We start from the raw sequence: 17830 nt of genomic DNA on the forward strand, positions 1-17830 counted from the left end.
GGTGGGAGCGGGTGCGGCGGTGTTCGAGACGGGTGCCGATCCGTTCGGTGCGCGCGACACGCCGGGGTGCGTGCGGGTGGGGGCCCGGCGAATCGTGGTGGTGAGCGGGGCGCCGTTCGGGGCGTCGAGAGCGCCGGTGGGGTGGGGTGGGGAAGCCCGGGACGGGTGGGCCCGCGCGAATAGGGCAGGATGGGCGCCATGAGCAACGTCTACTTCGACATCAGCATCAACGACGTCCCCCAGGGCCGCATCGTCTTCTCCCTCTTCGACGAGGTCGTCCCGCAGACCGCCCGGAACTTCCGCGAACTCGCGACGGGCGAGCACGGCTTCGGCTACGCCGGTTCGCCGTTCCACCGGGTGATCCCGGAGTTCATGCTCCAGGGTGGCGACTTCACCCGCGGCGACGGCACCGGTGGCAAGAGCATCTTCGGCGAGAAGTTCGCCGACGAGAACTTCAAGCTCAAGCACGACCGCCCGTACCTGCTGTCGATGGCGAACGCCGGTGCGAACACCAACGGCTCGCAGTTCTTCATCACCACCGCCGTCACCTCGTGGCTCGACGGCAAGCACGTCGTCTTCGGCGAGGTCGTCGAGGGCAAGGAACTGGTCGACCGGATCGAGGCACTGGGTTCGCGCTCCGGCGCCACCAACGGCAAGATCGTGGTCGCCGCCTCGGGCATCGTCAAGGACTGACCGACCCACGCCACACCAGCGGCACGCAGCCCCGGCCACGCGTCGGGCTCGTCCGTACCTTCCCCGGGCGCGGTGTGACGCGCGACCTGCCGTTGCGCTGCGCCCGGGGGGCGCCGGTCGGTTCGCCGGCGCCCCCCGGGCGGCGCGTGCCCTTCTCCGGGAGGGTGCCTTCCTCTACTGGACCTGGGGTGTTTCGAGGTCCGATACCGGTGCACGATCGTGGCGCGCCCGGCCGGGCCTTGCCTCGCGCCTGCGATGTGCGGGCGCCTGAGGTGCCGCTCGTGGCGTGCCTGGTGCGGGCCGTGGCCGTGCCGCGAGTTGCCAGGCCGGGTGAGCCGGCCGTGACGTGTCGTGACGTCCTGGTCCGCGTGTCGTACCGGCCGTGGCGTTCAGGGTTTGTAGCGACGGGGATTGCTTGTGCCGCACATCAGGCACACCATCCAATCCTGCACCTCGCCGTTCTCCACCGGTACGGCCGCGCCGACCGCGTTGGCCCGTGTCTTGCCGCAGAACCAGCAGTTCGACTCGATGCCGGTCGGGCGTCGCATCGGTACCAACTCACCCGCATGGCTCTCCCAGCCGAACCACTCGCAGCCGGGGCACTGCCACCAGGGTTCGGGGCGCGGCACCCGCGGATCCCGGTACTGATCGAGAAGTACCTCCATGGACGTCAACTCCCGCTTGCACCGGGGGCATTCGGGATTCACACGCGGAACTCCCCTCGACGGACGGACGGCAGACGGGCCTCGGTCGTTTTACCGCTCTCGGGACGATGCCTGCTCCCGATACGGCGCGCAACGCCGGGGGCGGCGCGGTGCGCGACGTGGCGCGATGCGCGACGTGGCGCGATGGGCGTCAGGGCGAGGCGGGTGACCGGCCGCCGGGTGGGCCCTGTCGGCGGTGCGGGCCCTGTCGGCGGTGCGGGCGAGGGGAGTTCGTGGCGTCGGGCGGCTCCGGGCACGGCTTCGGCTGCGTCAGGTTGCCACGGCCAGGCGGTAGCCGCGTTTCGTGACGGTTTTGATCAGCCCCTTGTGCGGGCCGAGCGAGGTGCGTAGTCGGGCCACGGCGGCCTCGACCGCATGCTCGTCGGCGGAGGCGTCACGCCAGACCCGGCGCAGGAGTTCGGCTCGACTGAGCACCCAGCCCGGTCGTTCGGCCAGCGCACGCAGGACCGCCGCCGACACCGGCGACAACGAGATCACGCCACCCTGGACCAGCACCGCGCTGCCCTGCAGGATCAGGCGATCCGTACCGGTGTCCAACTCGCGCCGAACCCGCCCGGGCAGCGTCTCGGTGACCGTACGCACGAGCGAGCCCAGCCGTCCCCGCTCCGGCCACACCGCATCCACGCCTTCGTCGGTCAGCGGCTTGGCACAGATCCCGCCTATGCACACGGGCAGCACGCTCGTCCGCAGCGCGGCCAACACCTCCTCGCGTCGCCCGAGTTCGTCGGCCGTCTGGAGGAATGCGCCGATCGCTGGTGCGCTGGTGAAGGTGAGCGCGTGCAGCTCGCGTCGGGTCACCTGTTCGACCAGGCGGCGCACCGCGACCGGATCCTCCGGCGGTCCCCATCGGTACACGGGCAGTTCGATCACCTCGGCGCCGCGCTCGCGCAGGATCGAGGCGAACCCCTCCAGCGGCGCGCCATGTTCCTGGAGCGCTATCCGACGGCCCCTCAGATCCCGGGCGAGCAACCAGTGCAGGAGCTCGTCGTTGGCCTCCGAGCCGGGCGAGTACGTCTCGCGCAGCCCCGAGGCCCGAACCGCTCCGGTGGCCTTGGGGCCGCGGCTGATCACCGTCGCGGCCTCGCAGGCTCGGCGCAACTCGGCGGATCGTCCCCAACCCTCGGCCGCGTTCATCCAGCCGCGCCAGCCCACGCCGGTCGTCGCGACCACGTAGTCGAGCGGTTCGACCAGGCAGCGCTCGGTGGCGAGACGCAGTACGTGGTCCTCGCGCAACGGGATGATGCTGAGCGTCGCGGTGCCCACGACCTTTGCGCCGCGACGTTCGAGCAGGGTGACCAGTTCGTCGCGGCGCCGGGCGGCCGTGACGCCGACCGTGAGCCCGACGAGGGGTTCGGCGGCGTTTGTCCGAGTAACCATGTGACGAGAGTGGAGGGTCGGCGTTACGGGGGTGTTGCGGCGTGATCACCCCGGGGTTAGGTCTGGGGTTTTCGTGGGGCTCTTCGGTGTCACGGTTCTCACGACGGGCACCGGGCCCGGTGAGACAGCCGTACCGTCGGCGCAACATCGCAGACCAGGCGGCGTAACCGTAGCTCGCGACGCTACCGACATGACGACGCACGCCGGGATCACGACGACGGACACCCATTGCCCGTATTGCTCACTGCAGTGCGGGATGGGCCTGCGGGCCGAGCCGGGCTCGGGGGCCGGGCCGGGTGCGGTGAGTGCGGCGGGTGCCTTGGGGGCCGCGGGTGCCTCCGGGGCCGGGGACGTTGCGGTCAAGGTTGTCGAGCGGCCCGGGTTTCCGGTCAATCGTGGTGCGTTGTGCGGCAAGGGGCAGAGCGCGGCCGAGGTGCTGCGGCGTGGGGTACGGCTGACCGCGCCGCTGGTACGCGGTGCCGACGGGGTGCTGCGCGAGGCCGAGTGGGACGACGCGCTGGACCGGGTCGCGGCCGGGTTGGCGGACGCCGGCCGGGCGTACGGGCGAGATGCCGTCGGGGTGTTCGGCGGCGGCGGACTGACCAACGAGAAGGCCTATCTGTTGGGGAAGTTCGCGCGGGTGGTGCTGCGCACGGCGAACATCGACTACAACGGCCGGTTCTGTATGTCCTCGGCGGCGGCTGCGGGCAAGGCGGCGTTCGGGATCGATCGTGGGCTGCCGTTTCCGATGGAGGACATCGCCCGGACCGGCTGCGTGATCCTGGTCGGGGCCAATCCGGCGGACACGATGCCGCCGGCCCTGCGCTACTTCACCGACATGCGCGCGGCCGGCGGGCGATTGGTGGTCGTTGACCCGCGCCGGACCCGGACGGCGGCCGAGGCCGATCTGCACCTTCAGCCGGTACCGGGTACGGACCTGGCGCTCGCGCTGGGCCTGCTGCACCTGCTGATCGCCGACGGGCACGTGGACGAGGAGTTCGTGGCGGCCCGCACGGTCGGCTTCGACGCGGCGCAGGCGGCGGCGATGGCGCACTGGCCGGAGCGGGTCGAGCGGATCACCGGCGTACCGGTGGAGGCGATGCGGGAAGCGATCCGAATGTTCACTTCGGCGCCGGCGGCCATGGTGCTGACGGCCCGCGGCCCGGAGCAGCAGAGCAAGGGCGTGGACACCGTCGGGGCCTGGATCGATCTGTGCCTGGCAGCCGGCAAGGCCGGCCGGCCGCTGTCCGGGTACGGCTGCCTGACCGGCCAGGGCAACGGGCAGGGCGGACGCGAACACGGCCAGAAGGCCGACCAACTGCCCGGCTACCGAATGATCACGGACCCGGCCGCGCGGGCGCACGTGGCGGGCGTCTGGGGCGTGGACGCGGACTCGCTGCCGGGACCCGGGCGTTCCGCGTACGAGCTGTTGGACTCCTGCGGCGACGAGATCCGCGCCCTGTTCGTGATGGGCTCGAACCCGGTGGTGTCCGCGCCGAACGCGGCGCACGTGGAGACCCGACTCGCGGCGTTGGACTTCCTGGTCGTGGCGGACGTGGTGCTGTCCGAGACGGCGGCGCTGGCCGACGTCGTGCTGCCCAGTGCCCAGTGGGCCGAGGAGAACGGAACCACGACGAACCTGGAGGGCAGGGTGATCCTGCGTCAGGCGGCCCTGCCGGTACCGGAGGGCGTGCGGACGGACCTGTACACGCTGAACGCGCTCGCGCGGCGGCTGGGTGTCGAGCGCGGCTTCGCGACGGACGCGGAGGAGGTGTTCGACGAACTGCGCCGGGCGTCGGCGGGCGGCGCGGCGGATTACGCGGGGATCACGTACGACCGCATCCGGGCCGAGGAGGGCGTGTTCTGGCCCTGCCCGGAGGTGACCCACCCGGGTACGCCGCGGCTGTTCCTGGACCGCTTCGCCACACCGGACGGACGGGCCCGCTTCGCGGCGCCGACGCACCGGGCCGCGGCGGAGGAGCCGGACGCGGAATATCCGCTGTATCTGACCACGGGCCGGGTGCTGAGCCAGTACCAGAGCGGCGCCCAGACCCGCCGCGTGCCGACCCTGAATCGGGCGGCGTCCGGCCCGTTCGTGGAACTGCACCCGGACCTGGCGGGGCGGATGGGGGTGGGCGAGGGCGATCCGATTGCGGTCACGAGTCGGCGAGGACGCGCGGTCGCGCCGGCGAGGCTTTCGCGGGAGATCCGGCCGGAAACGGTGTTCATGCCGTTCCACTGGTCGGGCGCGGGGCGGGCGAACTCGCTGACGAACGCGGCGCTGGACCCGGTTTCGCGGATGCCGGAGTTCAAGGTCTGCGCGGTCCGGCTCGACCGGGTCGCCAACGTCGAGCCGGGGGCGGGGGAGCGCGGGGGTGGTGCCGAGTCGGGCGGGGGTCGGAGTGAGGGCGGGGGCGGGGGCGGGGTCGGGGGCGAGGGCGTTGCGTTGAGCGGGATCGGGGTTGGCGGCAGCAGCGCTGACGGGGAAGGCGCGTGATGGCATGCCGGTTGCGGGAGCTCGCCGAAACGGCGCTCGCCGATGTGAGCGGTGCTCTCGGTTGTGTGCGGTGTTCTGGTGTGGGTCGGCTCTCGGTGAGCGGTGCTCTCGGTTGTGTGCGGTGTTCTGGTGTGGGTCGGTCCTCGGTGAGCGGTGCTCTCGGGTGGGTGGGGTGTTCTGGTGTGGGTCGGTCCTCGGTGAGCGGTGCTCTCGAATATGAGCAGTGCTCTCGAATGGCCGTGGAAGGCGTGGTGCCCGGGGCAGAGCACCGCTCATTGATGCGAGCAGTGCTCTTGCGAGGTCGCGCGGTCGGAAGTGGTGGCGTTCTGGTGGAGCGGTGCTCATGAGTGTGAGCGGTGCTCTTGGTTGTGAAAGGTGATCGCGATGCGGGTTGGGGTGGTGGGAGCGGGGATGGCGGCGGCGCGGTTTGCGCAGCAGATCGCTGCACGGGATCCCGAGATTTCCGTGACGGTGTTCGGGGACGAGATGTATCCGCCGTACAACAGAGCACTGCTCGCGGATGTGCTCAGTGCTCGCTTCGGGGCCGAGGCGATCGGGCTGCCGGTCGGGCCGTCGGCAGTGGTTCGGGTCGGGGTGCGGGTCAGTGCTCTTGATGCGGAGCGGTGCTCTCTTCGGTTGGCCGACGGCGAGGTGCATTCGTTCGATGCGATCGTGCTTGCGACCGGCGCCGGGCCCGTGCTGCCACCGATGCGAAACCTGCGCGTTGCCGGCAGGCCGTACAGCCCCTTCACCTCGGCGGGGCCGACCGGGCCGACCGGGCAAACCGTGGCCGGGCCGGCCGGGCTGATCGGGTCGACTGGGTCGACTGGGCGGACGGGATCGACCCGATTCGCCGGGCCGGCCGGTCACAACGGGCCGGCCGGTCACAACGAGCCGGCCGGTCACAACGAGCCGGCCGGTCACAACGAGCCAGCCGGATACGACGGGCCGGCCGGTCACGACGGGCCAGCCGGATACGACGGGCCGGCCGGTCACGACGGGCCAGCCGGATACGACGGGTCGGCTGGATCGGCTGGGCGGACCTCCCTGACTGGGCCGACCTCGCCGGCGGACCCGGGCGCTTCGAACGCCCCGCTCGGGCCGACCTCGCCGGTCGACGCGACCTCCCCGACCCGGCCGACTGCTCCGACCTCCTCGGCCGCCCCGACCTCCCCCACCGCCCCGACAGGTTCGATCGTCCCGGGCGCGCCGGACCGGTCCATCGCCCCAGGCGCGCCGACCGGGCCGGGTTGGCCGGCAGGGCTCGATGGATCGGCCGCGGCCATCGGGCCCGCCGCGCCGACTGTTGCGCCGCCCGTCGCGTCCGCGCCCGAGCCCGAGCCCGCTGCGGCCGCCGCGCCCGCGCCCGCATCGCCGCCCGCCGCGTCCGCGCCCACGCCCGCCGCGTCCGCGCCCGAGCCCGCCGCGCCGACCCCCGCACCCGCCCCGCCGAGTCGTGGCGAGCCGAATCTGGAGTTGCTTGGCGGTGTGCACGCGTTCCGTTCTCTGGACGACTGCGCCGCGCTGGCCGATGCCGCGCCCAGGGCCGAGCGGGCCGTGGTGATCGGGGGAGGCGTTCTCGGTGTGAGCGCCGCGCGGGCTTTGGCGGCGTTGGGGGTCGCGGTCGAAATCGTGCATCAGGGGCCGCACTTGATGGAGCGTCATCTCGACGCCCAAGCCGCGAGTGCGTTGCTCTGTGGCCTCGCCGAACTCGGTGTCACGGTCTACCTCGACAATCGGGCTCGGGCACTGACCGGCACGGAGCATGTCGCCGGCGTCGAACTCGCCAACGGACACGTGCTCGACGCGGACCTGGTCGTGCTTGCCTGCGGAGTCCGTCCCAGGGTGGCGCTCGCCCGCGACGCGGGCCTGCGGGTCGATACCGGGATCGTGGTGGACGACCGGCTCGCCACCTCGGCCGCTGGCATCTATGCCATCGGGGACTGCGCCGAGTTCGCCGGGGACGTACACGGCCTTGCGGCGGCGGCGTGGGATCAGGCCGACGTCCTGGCCGCGCACCTCACCGGCGGCGGCGAGCGCTACGCCGGGTCGCGCACGATGATGCGGCTGACGGCCGGGCCGTTGGCGGTCGCGGCGTTCGGTGCGACGGGTGCCCGGGCGGGCGACGACGTCGTACGCCTGGCCGATCCGACGCGCAATGCCTACAAGAAGCTCGTCATGCGCGGCGACCGGCTCGTCGCCGGGATCCTGATCGGTGACCTCGCCACCGCCGGCGCCCTGACCCGCGCCTTCGAACGCGATGATCCGCTGCCGGCCGACCCGCTCCACCTGTTGGCAGTGCCGGGAGCGTACCGATGACCACGTCTCCCACGACCGCCGCCGCCCGACGGCGTCACCGCAACGACCCGGGCCGCCCCCAGCGACCGACGCCGCCGGCACACCGAGCCGCCACGTCGCGGGGCCGCACCGACGGGGTGAACCCGACTCGGGCCGGCGCACCCGTTGTTGCGGATCGAGAGCCCCAGCCCGACCACCTTCACCTTCGCTGTCCGAATGGGCCGCCGCCTCGTGCAGGCCGGTTCGTGCCGCCGCGTCGACGGTGTGGGCGGGTGTTGGCCCGTGATGGTGATGCCGGGGCCGGCGGTGGGGGTCCGGCCGGCGCGGTCGGGGGCGGAGAGGGGTCGGGAGGTGGGGGCGTGGGTTGGTGAGTGGGTTCGTGGTGGTCGTGGGTCCGGGGTGTCTTGGCGTTGTTGGAGGAGTCGGTCGTGAGTGATGTCGGGAAGACGAATGTGGTACTGGTCGGTCACGGCATGGTGGGGCAGCGGTTCGTCGAGGCGCTGGTCGAGCAGGCCGGTGGGCGGTTCGCAGTCACCGTGCTGGCCGAGGAGCCGCGGCGGGCCTATGACCGGGTGCACCTGACGTCCTGGTTCTCGGGCACGACGGCAGAGGAACTGTCCTTGTGCAGCGCCGAGTTCGCGCGGCGGCACCAGATCGACATTCGGCTCGGGGATCCCGTCGAGGCGATCGATCGGGTCGGCCGCACCGTGACCACCCGGACCGGCCGCAGCGTGCCGTACGACGTGCTCGTGCTGGCGACCGGGTCGTATCCGTTCGTGCCGCCGGTGCCCGGCCACGACGCGGACGGGTGTTTCGTGTATCGCACCATCGAGGACGTCGAGGCGATCGAGGCCGCCGCGCGCGGTGCGCGGGTGGGAGCCGTCGTCGGCGGCGGGTTGCTCGGACTCGAAGCCGCCGGAGCGCTGACCGCGATGGGGCTGGACACCCATGTCGTCGAGTTCGCATCGCGCCTGATGGCCATTCAGGTCGACGACGGCGGCGGCGAGGTGTTGCGGCGCAAGGTCGAGGAGCTGGGGGTGACCGTCCACACCGGTGCGGGGACGCAGGCCGTCACCACCGGTGACGACGGGCGGGTCTCCGGCATGACGTTGTCCGACGGCAGCGAACTGGCCGCCGACCTGGTGGTGTTCTCGGCCGGAGTACGCCCCAGGGACCAACTCGCCCGGGCCGCGGGCCTCGCGGTGGGTGAGCGCGGTGGCATCGTCGTGGACGAACGCTGCCGGACCGAGGATCCGCACATCCTGGCCGTCGGCGAGTGTGCGCTGGCCGCGGACGGGCGCGTGTACGGGCTGGTCGCACCGGGATACGCGATGGCCGAGGTGGCCGCGGCCGAGATCGCCGGCGCCGGGACGGACGGATTCAGCGGTGCGGATCTGTCGACCAAACTCAAGCTGCTCGGCGTCGAGGTGGCCAGTTTCGGCGATGCGCACGGAACGGCCGAGGGGTGCGTGGAGGTGCTGTACTCCAACACCCGGGCCGGCGTGTACAAGAAGCTGGTCATCGGATCGGACGGACGGCTGCTGGGCGGCGTTCTGGTCGGTGACGCGGAGGCGTACGGCACGTTGCGGCCGCTGACCGGCGGCGCCCTGCCGGTGCCGGCCGAGCAACTCGTGTTGCCCGCGTCGATGGGTGCGCCGGTGCGGTTCGAGCTTCCGGACGAGGCGGTGGTGTGCTCGTGCCACGCGGTGACGAAGGCGGAGATCCGAAACGCGGTCACCGCCCACGACTGCCTCGATCTTCCCGCCGTCAAGAGGTGCACCAAGGCCGGTACCGGGTGCGGAAGTTGCGTCAAGCTCATCGGCACGATCGTGACCGACGAACTGGCCGCGGCCGGCATCGAAAGCATGCGCGGGTTGTGTGAGCACTTCGCCGAGCACACCCGTGCCGAGTTGTACGAGATCGTTCGGGTCAAGGGCATCACGTCCTTCACCCGGCTGATCGACGAGCACGGCAGTGCCGGCGCGTCGGGCGGCGACGGGTGCGACGTCTGCAAACCCACCGTCGGCTCGATCCTGGCGAGTCTGGCCCAGGGTCACATCCTCGACGGCGAACAGGCCGCGCTTCAGGACACCAACGACCACTTTCTCGCCAACATCCAGCGCAACGGCTCGTATTCGGTCGTCCCGCGCATCCCCGGCGGCGAGATCACTCCCGAGGGCCTGATCACCATCGGTGAGATCGCCCGCGACTTCGGCCTGTACACGAAGATCACCGGCGGCCAGCGAATCGACCTGTTCGGTGCGACGGTCGACCAACTCCCGCAGATCTGGGGACGGTTGGTCGCGGCCGGCTTCGAGTCGGGCCACGCATACGGCAAGGCGCTGCGGACCGTGAAGTCGTGCGTCGGCGAGACCTGGTGCCGCTACGGCGTCCAGGACTCGGTCGGCCTCGCGATCGAGCTCGAACTGCGGTACCGGGGGCTGCGTTCGCCGCACAAGCTCAAGTCCGCGGTGAGCGGGTGCGCCCGCGAGTGCGCCGAGGCGCAGAGCAAGGACTTCGGGGTGATCGCCACTGCCGAGGGCTGGAACCTGTACGTCGGCGGCAACGGCGGGATGACCCCGCGGCATGCCGACCTGCTGGCGAGCGACCTCGACCGCGACACGCTGATCCGCACCATCGACCGCTTCCTGATGTTCTACATCCGTACCGCCGACCGACTCGAACGCACCGCGTCGTGGGTGGAACGGATGGAGGGCGGCCTCGATCACCTGCGCGCCGTGATCATCGACGACTCGCTCGGGATCTGCGCCGACCTGGACGAATTGATGGACCGTCACATCGGCACCTACCGGGACGAATGGGCGGCGACGCTGGCCGACCCGGACCGGGTCCGCCGGTTCGTGTCATTCGTCAACGCGCCCGGGACTCCCGACCCCACCGTTCGGTTCACCGCCGAGCGGGACCAGATCAAGCCCGTTCTGTTCGAGAAGTTGGAGGTACGCGGCCGATGACGACAAGTATCGAGTCGACGACCATGCTCACCGTCGAGATCGCCGGCGAAACCGGGTGGATGCCGGTGTGTTCGTACGCCGACCTCGTGCCGGGTCGCGGTGTCGCGGTCCTGATCGAGGGCCACCAGGTCGCGGTGTTTCGCGACCGGGCGGGGCGGCTGTACGCGTTGGCCAACCGCGACCCGTTCAGCGGCGCGTACGTCATGTCGCGCGGCATCGTCGGGCAGCGGGGCGAGGTGCCCACGGTTGCGTCGCCGATGTACAAGCAGGTGTTCGACCTTCGTACGGGTGCCTGTCTGGACGAGGACGAGGCCCCCGACGGGCAGCCGGCGGCGTTGCGGACATGGGCGGTTCGAACGCGCTGACGGAGCGGAGGGCGTGCGCGAAACCGTTGCCTGCCGGGTCGTTCCCGGAATTCTCACACCGCTTCGACACCGATGCTGAGCGACTTGTAGCGCCGGCGACCGACACGACGTAGTGCGCCGAAATCTGCCGTTCCTAGCGTGACGGAGCATCAGCCGGTATTCCCCCTCGGACAGGCAGGTCCCAGTGACGACGACAACGACAACCACCAGCACGGCCGGACCCATCGCCGCCCCCGGGTCCGGACCGCTCGACGACTGGCGGCCCGAGGACGAGGCGTTCTGGGCGCAGGCGGGGGCCGGGATCGCTCGGCGCAATCTGATCTTCTCGGTCCTGTCCGAGCACATCGGCTTCTCGGTCTGGAGCCTGTGGTCGGTCATCGTGCTCTTCCTCGGCCCGGCCTACGGGTTCGACCCCGCGCAGAAGTTCACCCTGACCGCCGTGCCGACCCTGGTCGGCGGTGCGATGCGGATTCCGTACACGTTCGCGGTCGCCCGCTTCGGCGGCCGGAACTGGACCGTGGTGAGCGCACTGTTGCTGCTGCTGCCCACGACGGCGATCGCGATCGTGTTGGAACCGGGCGTCTCCTACGGCACGTTGCTCGCGGTCGCCGCGGTGGCCGGGGTCGGCGGCGGCAACTTCGCCTCCTCGATGGCGAACATCAACGCGTTCTATCCGCAGCGGCTGAAGGGATGGGCGCTCGGGATCAACGCCGGCGGCGGCAACCTGGGCGTGCCGGCGGTGCAGTTGGTCGGGCTCGCGGTGCTGGCCACGGCGGGCGCGGAGCATCCTCGGCTGCTGCTCGTGGTGTACATCCCGCTGATCGTGCTCGCCGCGTTGTTGTCCGCGCGCTACATGGACAACCTGCCCGCGCTGCGCAACGACAAGGGCGCGATGCGCGAGGTCGCCCGGGAGCCGCATGCGTGGGTGATGTCGCTGCTGTACATCGGCACGTTCGGCTCGTTCATCGGCTTCGGGTTCGCCTTCGGGCAGGTGCTCCAGGTGCAGTTCCACGCGGAGTTCGCCACTCCGGTCAAGGCGGCCTACCTGACCTTCCTGGGACCGCTGTTGGGCTCGCTGGTGCGCCCGGTGGGCGGGTGGTTCGCGGATCGGTGGGGCGGCGCGCGGGTCACGTTCTGGAACTTCGTCGCGATGGCCGGCGCCGCGCTCGTGGTCTATCTGGCCTCGCGGCAGGAGTCCCTCGGGTTGTTCCTGACCGGTTTCGTGCTGTTGTTCGTCTTCAGCGGATTGGGCAACGGCTCGGCGTACAAGATGATCCCGGCGATCTTCGCGGCCAAGCTCGGCCCGGGTCCGGCCGCGCGGCGCAAGTCCGGGGCGCTGATGGGCATTGCGGGGGCGATCGGCGCGCTGGGCGGGGTCCTGGTCAACATCGCCTTCCGCGAGTCGTTCCTGAACTCCGGTCGGGGCGACGCCGCCTACCTGGCCTTCCTCGCGTTCTACGGACTGTGCCTGGCGGTCACGTGGGCGGTGTACCTGCGACCGTCGGCGCGGCGGTTGGCGGGCGTGTGAGCCGAACCGCGTTCGACACGGCGGCCGGTCCCGACAGGGATCGACCGCCGGTCGGCGTTACGCGCACGCGGTTGCGCCGAGGTACCGGGCTCGGCGGCGCCGGCCGGGGGTGGGCCGGGGGGTACGCCCGGACGACCGGGGGTTGCGTCGTACCGGCCGGGCTCATCCCGCCGTCGGTGCGGTCGTCCGGGTGTAGTGCTCGGCGATCTCGTCGCTCGTCGTGAGCCAGACGCCGGGGTGGTTGGCGACGTACTCCAGTGCCTGGTCCAGGTACTTGTGCCGGAATGCCTGACCGGTGACGAACGGGTGCAGCGCCAGGGACATGACCCGACCGCTGTCGGCGGACTCCTCGTACAGCCGGTCCAATTGGTCCTTGACCACCTGCACGAAGTCCGGTCCGCTGAGCGCATGCGCGGTGAACAGGCCCAGGTCGTTGAGTTCGAGCGAGTACGGCACGCTCGACATCCCGGGCACGTTCAGCCGGTACGGCTGGTCGTCGTTGGTCCAGTCCAGCGTGTAGTCCAGGCCCAGTTCGGCCAGCAGCGACGGGGTCCGGAACGTCTCGGTGAGCGCCGGGCCGAGCCATCCGCGCGGACGTCGGCCGGTGGCCTTCTCGATCGTCTCGACGACGTGCTTCAGATAGGCGCGCTCGTCGTCGGCCACGTCCGCCTGGAGCGTCGAGTTGTTGCGACCGTGCGCCAACCAGGCCCAGTCGCGGGCCAGTCCCGCTTCGATGATCTGCGGGTAGTGCTCGACCACGTCGGAGTTGAGCAAAACGCTCGGCCGGATCCCGTGCTTGTCGAACGCCTCCATCATCCGCCAGATGCCCACCCGCGGGCCGTAGTCGCGCCAGCCGAAGTTCAGCGGGTCCGGGACCAGGCCCGCGGTCGCCTGGTTGATGCTCGTCGACGCGGTCCCGACGAGGAAGTGCTCCACGTTCAGACCCACGTAGAAGGCGACGCGGGCACCGTCGGGCCAGTGGATCGGCTCGCGGTCCACGATCGGGCTGTAGTCGTACAGGGCGTTGTCCATGGTGCTGCCTCCGGTCTCGGGGTTCGTGCCGAACCCGTTCGGTGGAACTGTCCGGATCGGGCGCTTTCGGTGCGTCCTTCCGGCGATGGACACGACTGTGCTCCCCGGCGCTCAGGGGTCACTGAGGATCCGCTGAGGGGTCACCCGGAGCCGCTGTGTACGGTGGTTCGATGCGGTTCGGGTGTTGGGTCCACTGGCGGTATGGGGTGACGACGGTGAACCGATCAAGGTCCCCGAGACCGGGGTCCGCGCGCTGCTCGCCGACCTGTTGACCTACGAGGGCCGTACGGTCTCCGCCGACCGGCTCGTCGACGACCTGTGGGGCGACGACCCGCCCGGCCGACCCGGCAACGCGCTCCAGACCCGGATCTCCGTACTGCGCCGGACTCTGGGCCGGGACCGGGTGGTGTACCAGGCGCCCGGATATCGGCTGCTCCTGGAGCGGATCGACGCCGTCGACGCCGACCTGGACGCGCACCGTTTCGCGGCCCTGGTGGAGCAGCCCGGACGCAGGGCGATCCACGGGAGCGGTCCGCGACGCTCGCCCGGGCACTCGGCCTGTGGCGCGGTCCGGCGTATGCCGATTTCGCCGACGAGGAGTTCGCCCGGCCGGCCGCCCGGCGGCTGGAGGAACTGCGCCTGGTCGCCGTCGAGGAACACGCGGGCGCGCGGCTGGAGGCGGGCGAGCACGCGGTGCTCGCGGCGGAACTCGCGGGCCCGGTCGCGCAACATCCGTTGCGTGAGCGGCTGCGCGCGGTGCACCTGCGGGCGCTGTACCGCGCCGGTCGGCAAAGCGAGGCGCTGGCCTCGTACGCGGACCTGCGCGAGCGCCTGGCCGACGAACTGGGCCTGGATCCCGGGCCGGAACTCGTCGCCCTGCACGCGGCGATCCTGCGCCAGGACGAGTCGCCGCGCCCGGCGGCGCCGGTCGCGCAGGCTGCGGACGCCGCCCGCGGCCGGCCGGACACCCGAGGGCCCGCCGCTGCGCCCGAGGTTCGGCTGCCCGTCCCGCTGACCCCGCTGATCGGGCGCGAACAGGCCGTCACCGAACTCGGGCCGCTCCTGGAACGTACGCGCCTGGTGACGCTGACCGGATCGGGCGGCGTGGGCAAGACCCGAATCGCCCTGGAGGTGGCAGGCCGATTCGCGCGGGAGGCCGCGGAGTACGTGCCCGACGGCGTACGGCTGGTCGAACTCGCCGGGCGCGGCGGCGAAATGGCCGAACTCGCACAGGTGATCTGCGACGTGTTCGGGGTCCGCGACGACGGACTCGGGCCGGCGCCCGGCCGCTCGACGGCGGAGCGGCTCGTGGCGGCGCTGCGCGACCGGCGGGTGCTGCTGGTCCTGGACAACTGCGAACACGTGGTGGAAGCCGCCGCCGAACTCACCGGCCGGCTCCTGGCCGGCGCGCCCGGACTGCGGGTGTTGACCACCAGCCGCGAGCCGTTGGCGCTGCCCGGCGAGACGGTGTTCCAGGTCGAGCCGCTGCAGCGGGACGACGCGGTGCGGTTGTTCACCGAACGCGCCGCCGCGTCGGCCCCGGGTTTCTCGCCGGCGGCGGCGACCGCGCCCGGCGAGATCGGGGACCTGGTGGCGGAGGTCTGCCTGCGGCTCGACGGCATCCCGCTGGCCCTCGAGTTGGCCGCCACCCGGGTACGGGCCCTGGGCATGGCCCAGTTGGCGGCCCGCCTGGACGACCGCTTCCGGCTGCTCACGTCCGGACGCCGCGGCACCCCGGCCCGGCAAGAGACGCTCCGAGCGATGATCGACTGGAGTTGGGACCTGCTCCGTACCCGCGAGCGCATCATCCTGTGCCGGCTCTCGGTACATCGGGACGGCTGCACGCCGGCGGCGGCCGAGGCGGTCTGCGCCGGTGCGGGGGTGCGGCCGGACGAGGTCGTCGACCTGCTCGCGCGGTTGGTCGAGAAGTCGTTGGTCGTGATGGTCGACGGCGCCGGCGACACGGCGCCTCGCTATCGCCTGCTCGAATCCGTCGCGGCCTACGCGCAGGAACGACTGGCCCGGACCGAGGAAGCCGAGGCCGTCCGGGACCGACACCTGGCCTACTACCTCGACTTCGCCGAACGCGCGCGACCGCGCCTGTGCGACCACGGGCAACGGGAGTGGCTGGAGCGCCTGGACGCGGAGTCGGCCAACCTGTACGCGGCGCTGGACGCGGCGATCCGACACGCGTCGGCGGACGCGGACCCGGGGGCCGGCCAGGGTATGGGCGCGGAACCGGCCCGGCGCTTCGCCGCGGCGCTGGCCTGGTGGTGGCTCCTGCGCGGGCGGCCGGGCGAGGCGCGGCGGCGGCTCGGGCGGATCCTGGACGCGGTGCCCGAGGCGGCCGAACTACGCCTGCTCTACGACGCGTTCACCCTGCTCACCGGGAACCGTCCGACGTCCCCGACGGACTCGGATGCGGCCGTCGCCGATCCGGCGGTGCCCGCGCCGGCGTTGTGGCTGTACGCGTACGGGTTGTTCAACGGGGGCGAAGTGCGCGCCGCGGAGGCGGTCAACGATCGCGCGCTGGGCCGGTTCGACGCCGACGGCGATTGGTGGGGCACCGCCGCGGGGCTCGCGCTGCGGGCGATGTGCGCGCTGATCCGCGGCGATCTCGACGCGGTGCGCGAGGACGGCCTGCGCAGCGCCGCACTCTTCCGGGCCGTCGGCGACCGCTGGGGCGAGGCGCAGACCGTACAACCGCTGGCCGCACTCGCCGAGATCAAGGGCGACCACGCCGATGCGACGCGTCTCCATCACGAGGGCCTGCGGCCGGCCCGGGAACTGGGTCTGGCGGTCGAGGTCTGCGCGCGGTTGTCCGGCCTGGGCCGACTCGCGCTGCTCGAACACGCGTGGGAGCGCGCCCGCGAGCTGCACGAACAGGCGCGACGGGCGGCCGTCGAGCAGGGCTACAAGTACGGCGAGATCCACGCGCTGATGGGCCTGGCGCTGGGGGCACGGCGCTCCGGCGATCTCGACGAGGCCGAGGCGTACCTGGTGCACATGCGGGACGCCGAACTCTCCTCGCCGGCCGGGAAACATCTGCTCGAGGCGGAGTTGGGCTTCGTCGAGGAACTGCGCGGGGACGCCGCCGGGGCGCTCGCCCATCACCTGCGCAGCCTGGACATCGCGCGCTCGCTCGCCGAACCGCGCGCGCTGGCCCTGTCCCTGGAGGGCCTGGCCGGCGCGGCCTTGCTCGCGGGCACGGTTGCTGCGGCGGAGCAGGCGGCCCGTCTGCTCGGCGCGGCGGACGCGGCCAGGCGCGGCGTGGGCGCGCCGCTGCCGGCCGCCGAGCGCATCGACGTCAACCGGATCACCCGGGCCGTGACGGCGACACTGGGCCCGGCGGCGTTCACCGCCGCGTTCACCCGGGGCGCCACATCGCCCCCGGAGACGACGGCCCGAAACGCTACGGAGATTTTGGCCGCCGCGGGGTGAGCCGCCGAACGGGTGACTGGGTGGCAGGGTTTCCGGGTTGCCGGGGGCGGTGACTGCGTCCCCGATTGTCGTGGGCCGTCGGTGGGGGCTGCGCGGTCATCGGCTGAGTCGTGGCTGGGGTGTTGGCTGCAAACGGCTGCCGGGGCCGGGGCCGGGTCGGGGCCGCTGCCGGGGCAGGAGGCGGAGGCGGGTGCGATGGGCGGGGCCGGCGGCTTCGTCGGCTCACGCGAGGGGACGGCCTTCGTCGGGGCACCGCTGGGGGATGCGGGTGCCGACGGCCGATCGTGTCCATGCGCTGCCGGGGCAGGGGGCTGGGGGCCGGGGGTGGATGCGATGGTCGGCGTGGCGAGCGGGAGGCGTGCGTGTGGTCCGCGGTGGGTGTTCACCCGCGCGGGCGCATGGCCGGGGGCGGGTTCTTCCGGTCCCGGGCGGGCTTGGCGGCGCGCCGGGCTCGTTCTCGGGCATGCGCAATGCGTTGCCGGCGGCTTACCTGGTGAAGGCGACGGATCATTTCGGATGGAGCGAACATGCGCAGGACGAGAACGGCCCCGAACACGCCGAATGCCGCTTGGCAGTCGCCGGGCCGCAAGGGCTCGGTACGGCACGGCGTCGGCCCGACGCAGGGGCTCGACGACGTCGGCATCGGCGAGGGCCGACGCCGGCACGAGATGTTCTGCCCGCGATGCATGGGCGTGACCGAACGCTGCACGCACGCGATCGGAGAACTGACCGGAGGGACCTCGGAATCGACCTCCGGGGGCCGACGCGCAGCCCGGCGCGGGGCGCCCCCGCGGAAGTGATCGGAACGAGGGGAACATGTCCCCACGAGGATTCGCATCGACGCCGGGGAGCCTGGGCCCGACCGGTCGGGCCGGTCGGGCCGGTCCGACCGGTTCGATTGG

General features: G+C 72.0%; 9 protein-coding genes and 2 pseudogenes. 8 read left to right on the forward strand and 3 right to left on the reverse strand.

Annotated features, from left to right (window positions below):
* Positions 1–198 precede the first annotated feature (198 nt).
* Positions 199–693, forward strand: coding sequence for a peptidylprolyl isomerase (locus ACZOOI_RS40890; protein WP_391584510.1), 495 nt, complete (start codon positions 199–201; stop codon positions 691–693).
* Positions 694–1082: 389 nt separating this feature from the next.
* Here ACZOOI_RS40890 and ACZOOI_RS40895 read toward each other — a convergent pair whose 3' ends face one another.
* Positions 1083–1358, reverse strand: coding sequence for a hypothetical protein (locus tag ACZOOI_RS40895; RefSeq protein WP_465281884.1), 276 nt, complete (start codon positions 1356–1358; stop codon positions 1083–1085).
* A 309-nt stretch (positions 1359–1667) separates the two neighbouring features.
* A complete protein-coding gene (locus ACZOOI_RS40900) occupies positions 1668–2795 on the reverse strand; it encodes a uroporphyrinogen-III synthase (RefSeq protein WP_465281885.1) in 1128 nt (375 codons plus the stop codon).
* A 190-nt stretch (positions 2796–2985) separates the two neighbouring features.
* On the opposite strand from ACZOOI_RS40900, the gene ACZOOI_RS40905 reads away from it, so the two are divergent.
* The 6 genes and pseudogenes from ACZOOI_RS40905 (at position 2986) to ACZOOI_RS40930 (ending at position 12455) form a co-directional block, all read left to right on the forward strand.
* The gene (locus ACZOOI_RS40905; protein ID WP_465281886.1) at positions 2986–5292 is read left to right on the forward strand and encodes a molybdopterin oxidoreductase family protein; all 2307 of its coding nucleotides are present in this window, start codon (positions 2986–2988) and stop codon (positions 5290–5292) included.
* Between the two features lie 384 nt (positions 5293–5676).
* Positions 5677–5997 (forward strand): annotated as a pseudogene (locus ACZOOI_RS40910) (FAD-dependent oxidoreductase); the annotation flags it as partial.
* Positions 5998–6780: 783 nt separating this feature from the next.
* Complete coding sequence (locus tag ACZOOI_RS40915) at positions 6781–7611, forward strand: NAD(P)/FAD-dependent oxidoreductase (RefSeq protein WP_465284150.1); 831 nt, start codon at positions 6781–6783, stop codon at positions 7609–7611.
* Between the two features lie 407 nt (positions 7612–8018).
* A complete protein-coding gene (nirB, locus tag ACZOOI_RS40920; RefSeq protein WP_465281887.1) occupies positions 8019–10562 on the forward strand; it encodes a nitrite reductase large subunit NirB in 2544 nt (847 codons plus the stop codon).
* Positions 10559–10927, forward strand: coding sequence for a nitrite reductase small subunit NirD (gene nirD, locus ACZOOI_RS40925; RefSeq protein ID WP_465281888.1), 369 nt, complete (start codon positions 10559–10561; stop codon positions 10925–10927). Before nirB ends, nirD begins: the two co-directional genes overlap by 4 nt.
* Positions 10928–11111: 184 nt before the next feature.
* Entirely contained in the window at positions 11112–12455 is a 1344-nt protein-coding gene (locus ACZOOI_RS40930) for a nitrate/nitrite transporter (RefSeq protein WP_465281889.1), read from the forward strand.
* Positions 12456–12617: 162 nt separating this feature from the next.
* On the opposite strand, the gene ACZOOI_RS40935 is transcribed toward ACZOOI_RS40930, so the two are convergent.
* On the reverse strand, positions 12618–13487 hold the full coding sequence (locus ACZOOI_RS40935) for a polysaccharide deacetylase family protein (RefSeq protein WP_465281890.1): 870 nt from the start codon (positions 13485–13487) through the stop codon (positions 12618–12620).
* Between the two features lie 181 nt (positions 13488–13668).
* On the opposite strand from ACZOOI_RS40935, the pseudogene ACZOOI_RS40940 reads away from it, so the two are divergent.
* Positions 13669–16928, forward strand: a pseudogene (locus tag ACZOOI_RS40940) (BTAD domain-containing putative transcriptional regulator).
* Positions 16929–17830: the final 902 nt, after the last annotated feature.

It is taken from the genome of Embleya sp. L77, from assembly GCF_055557415.1.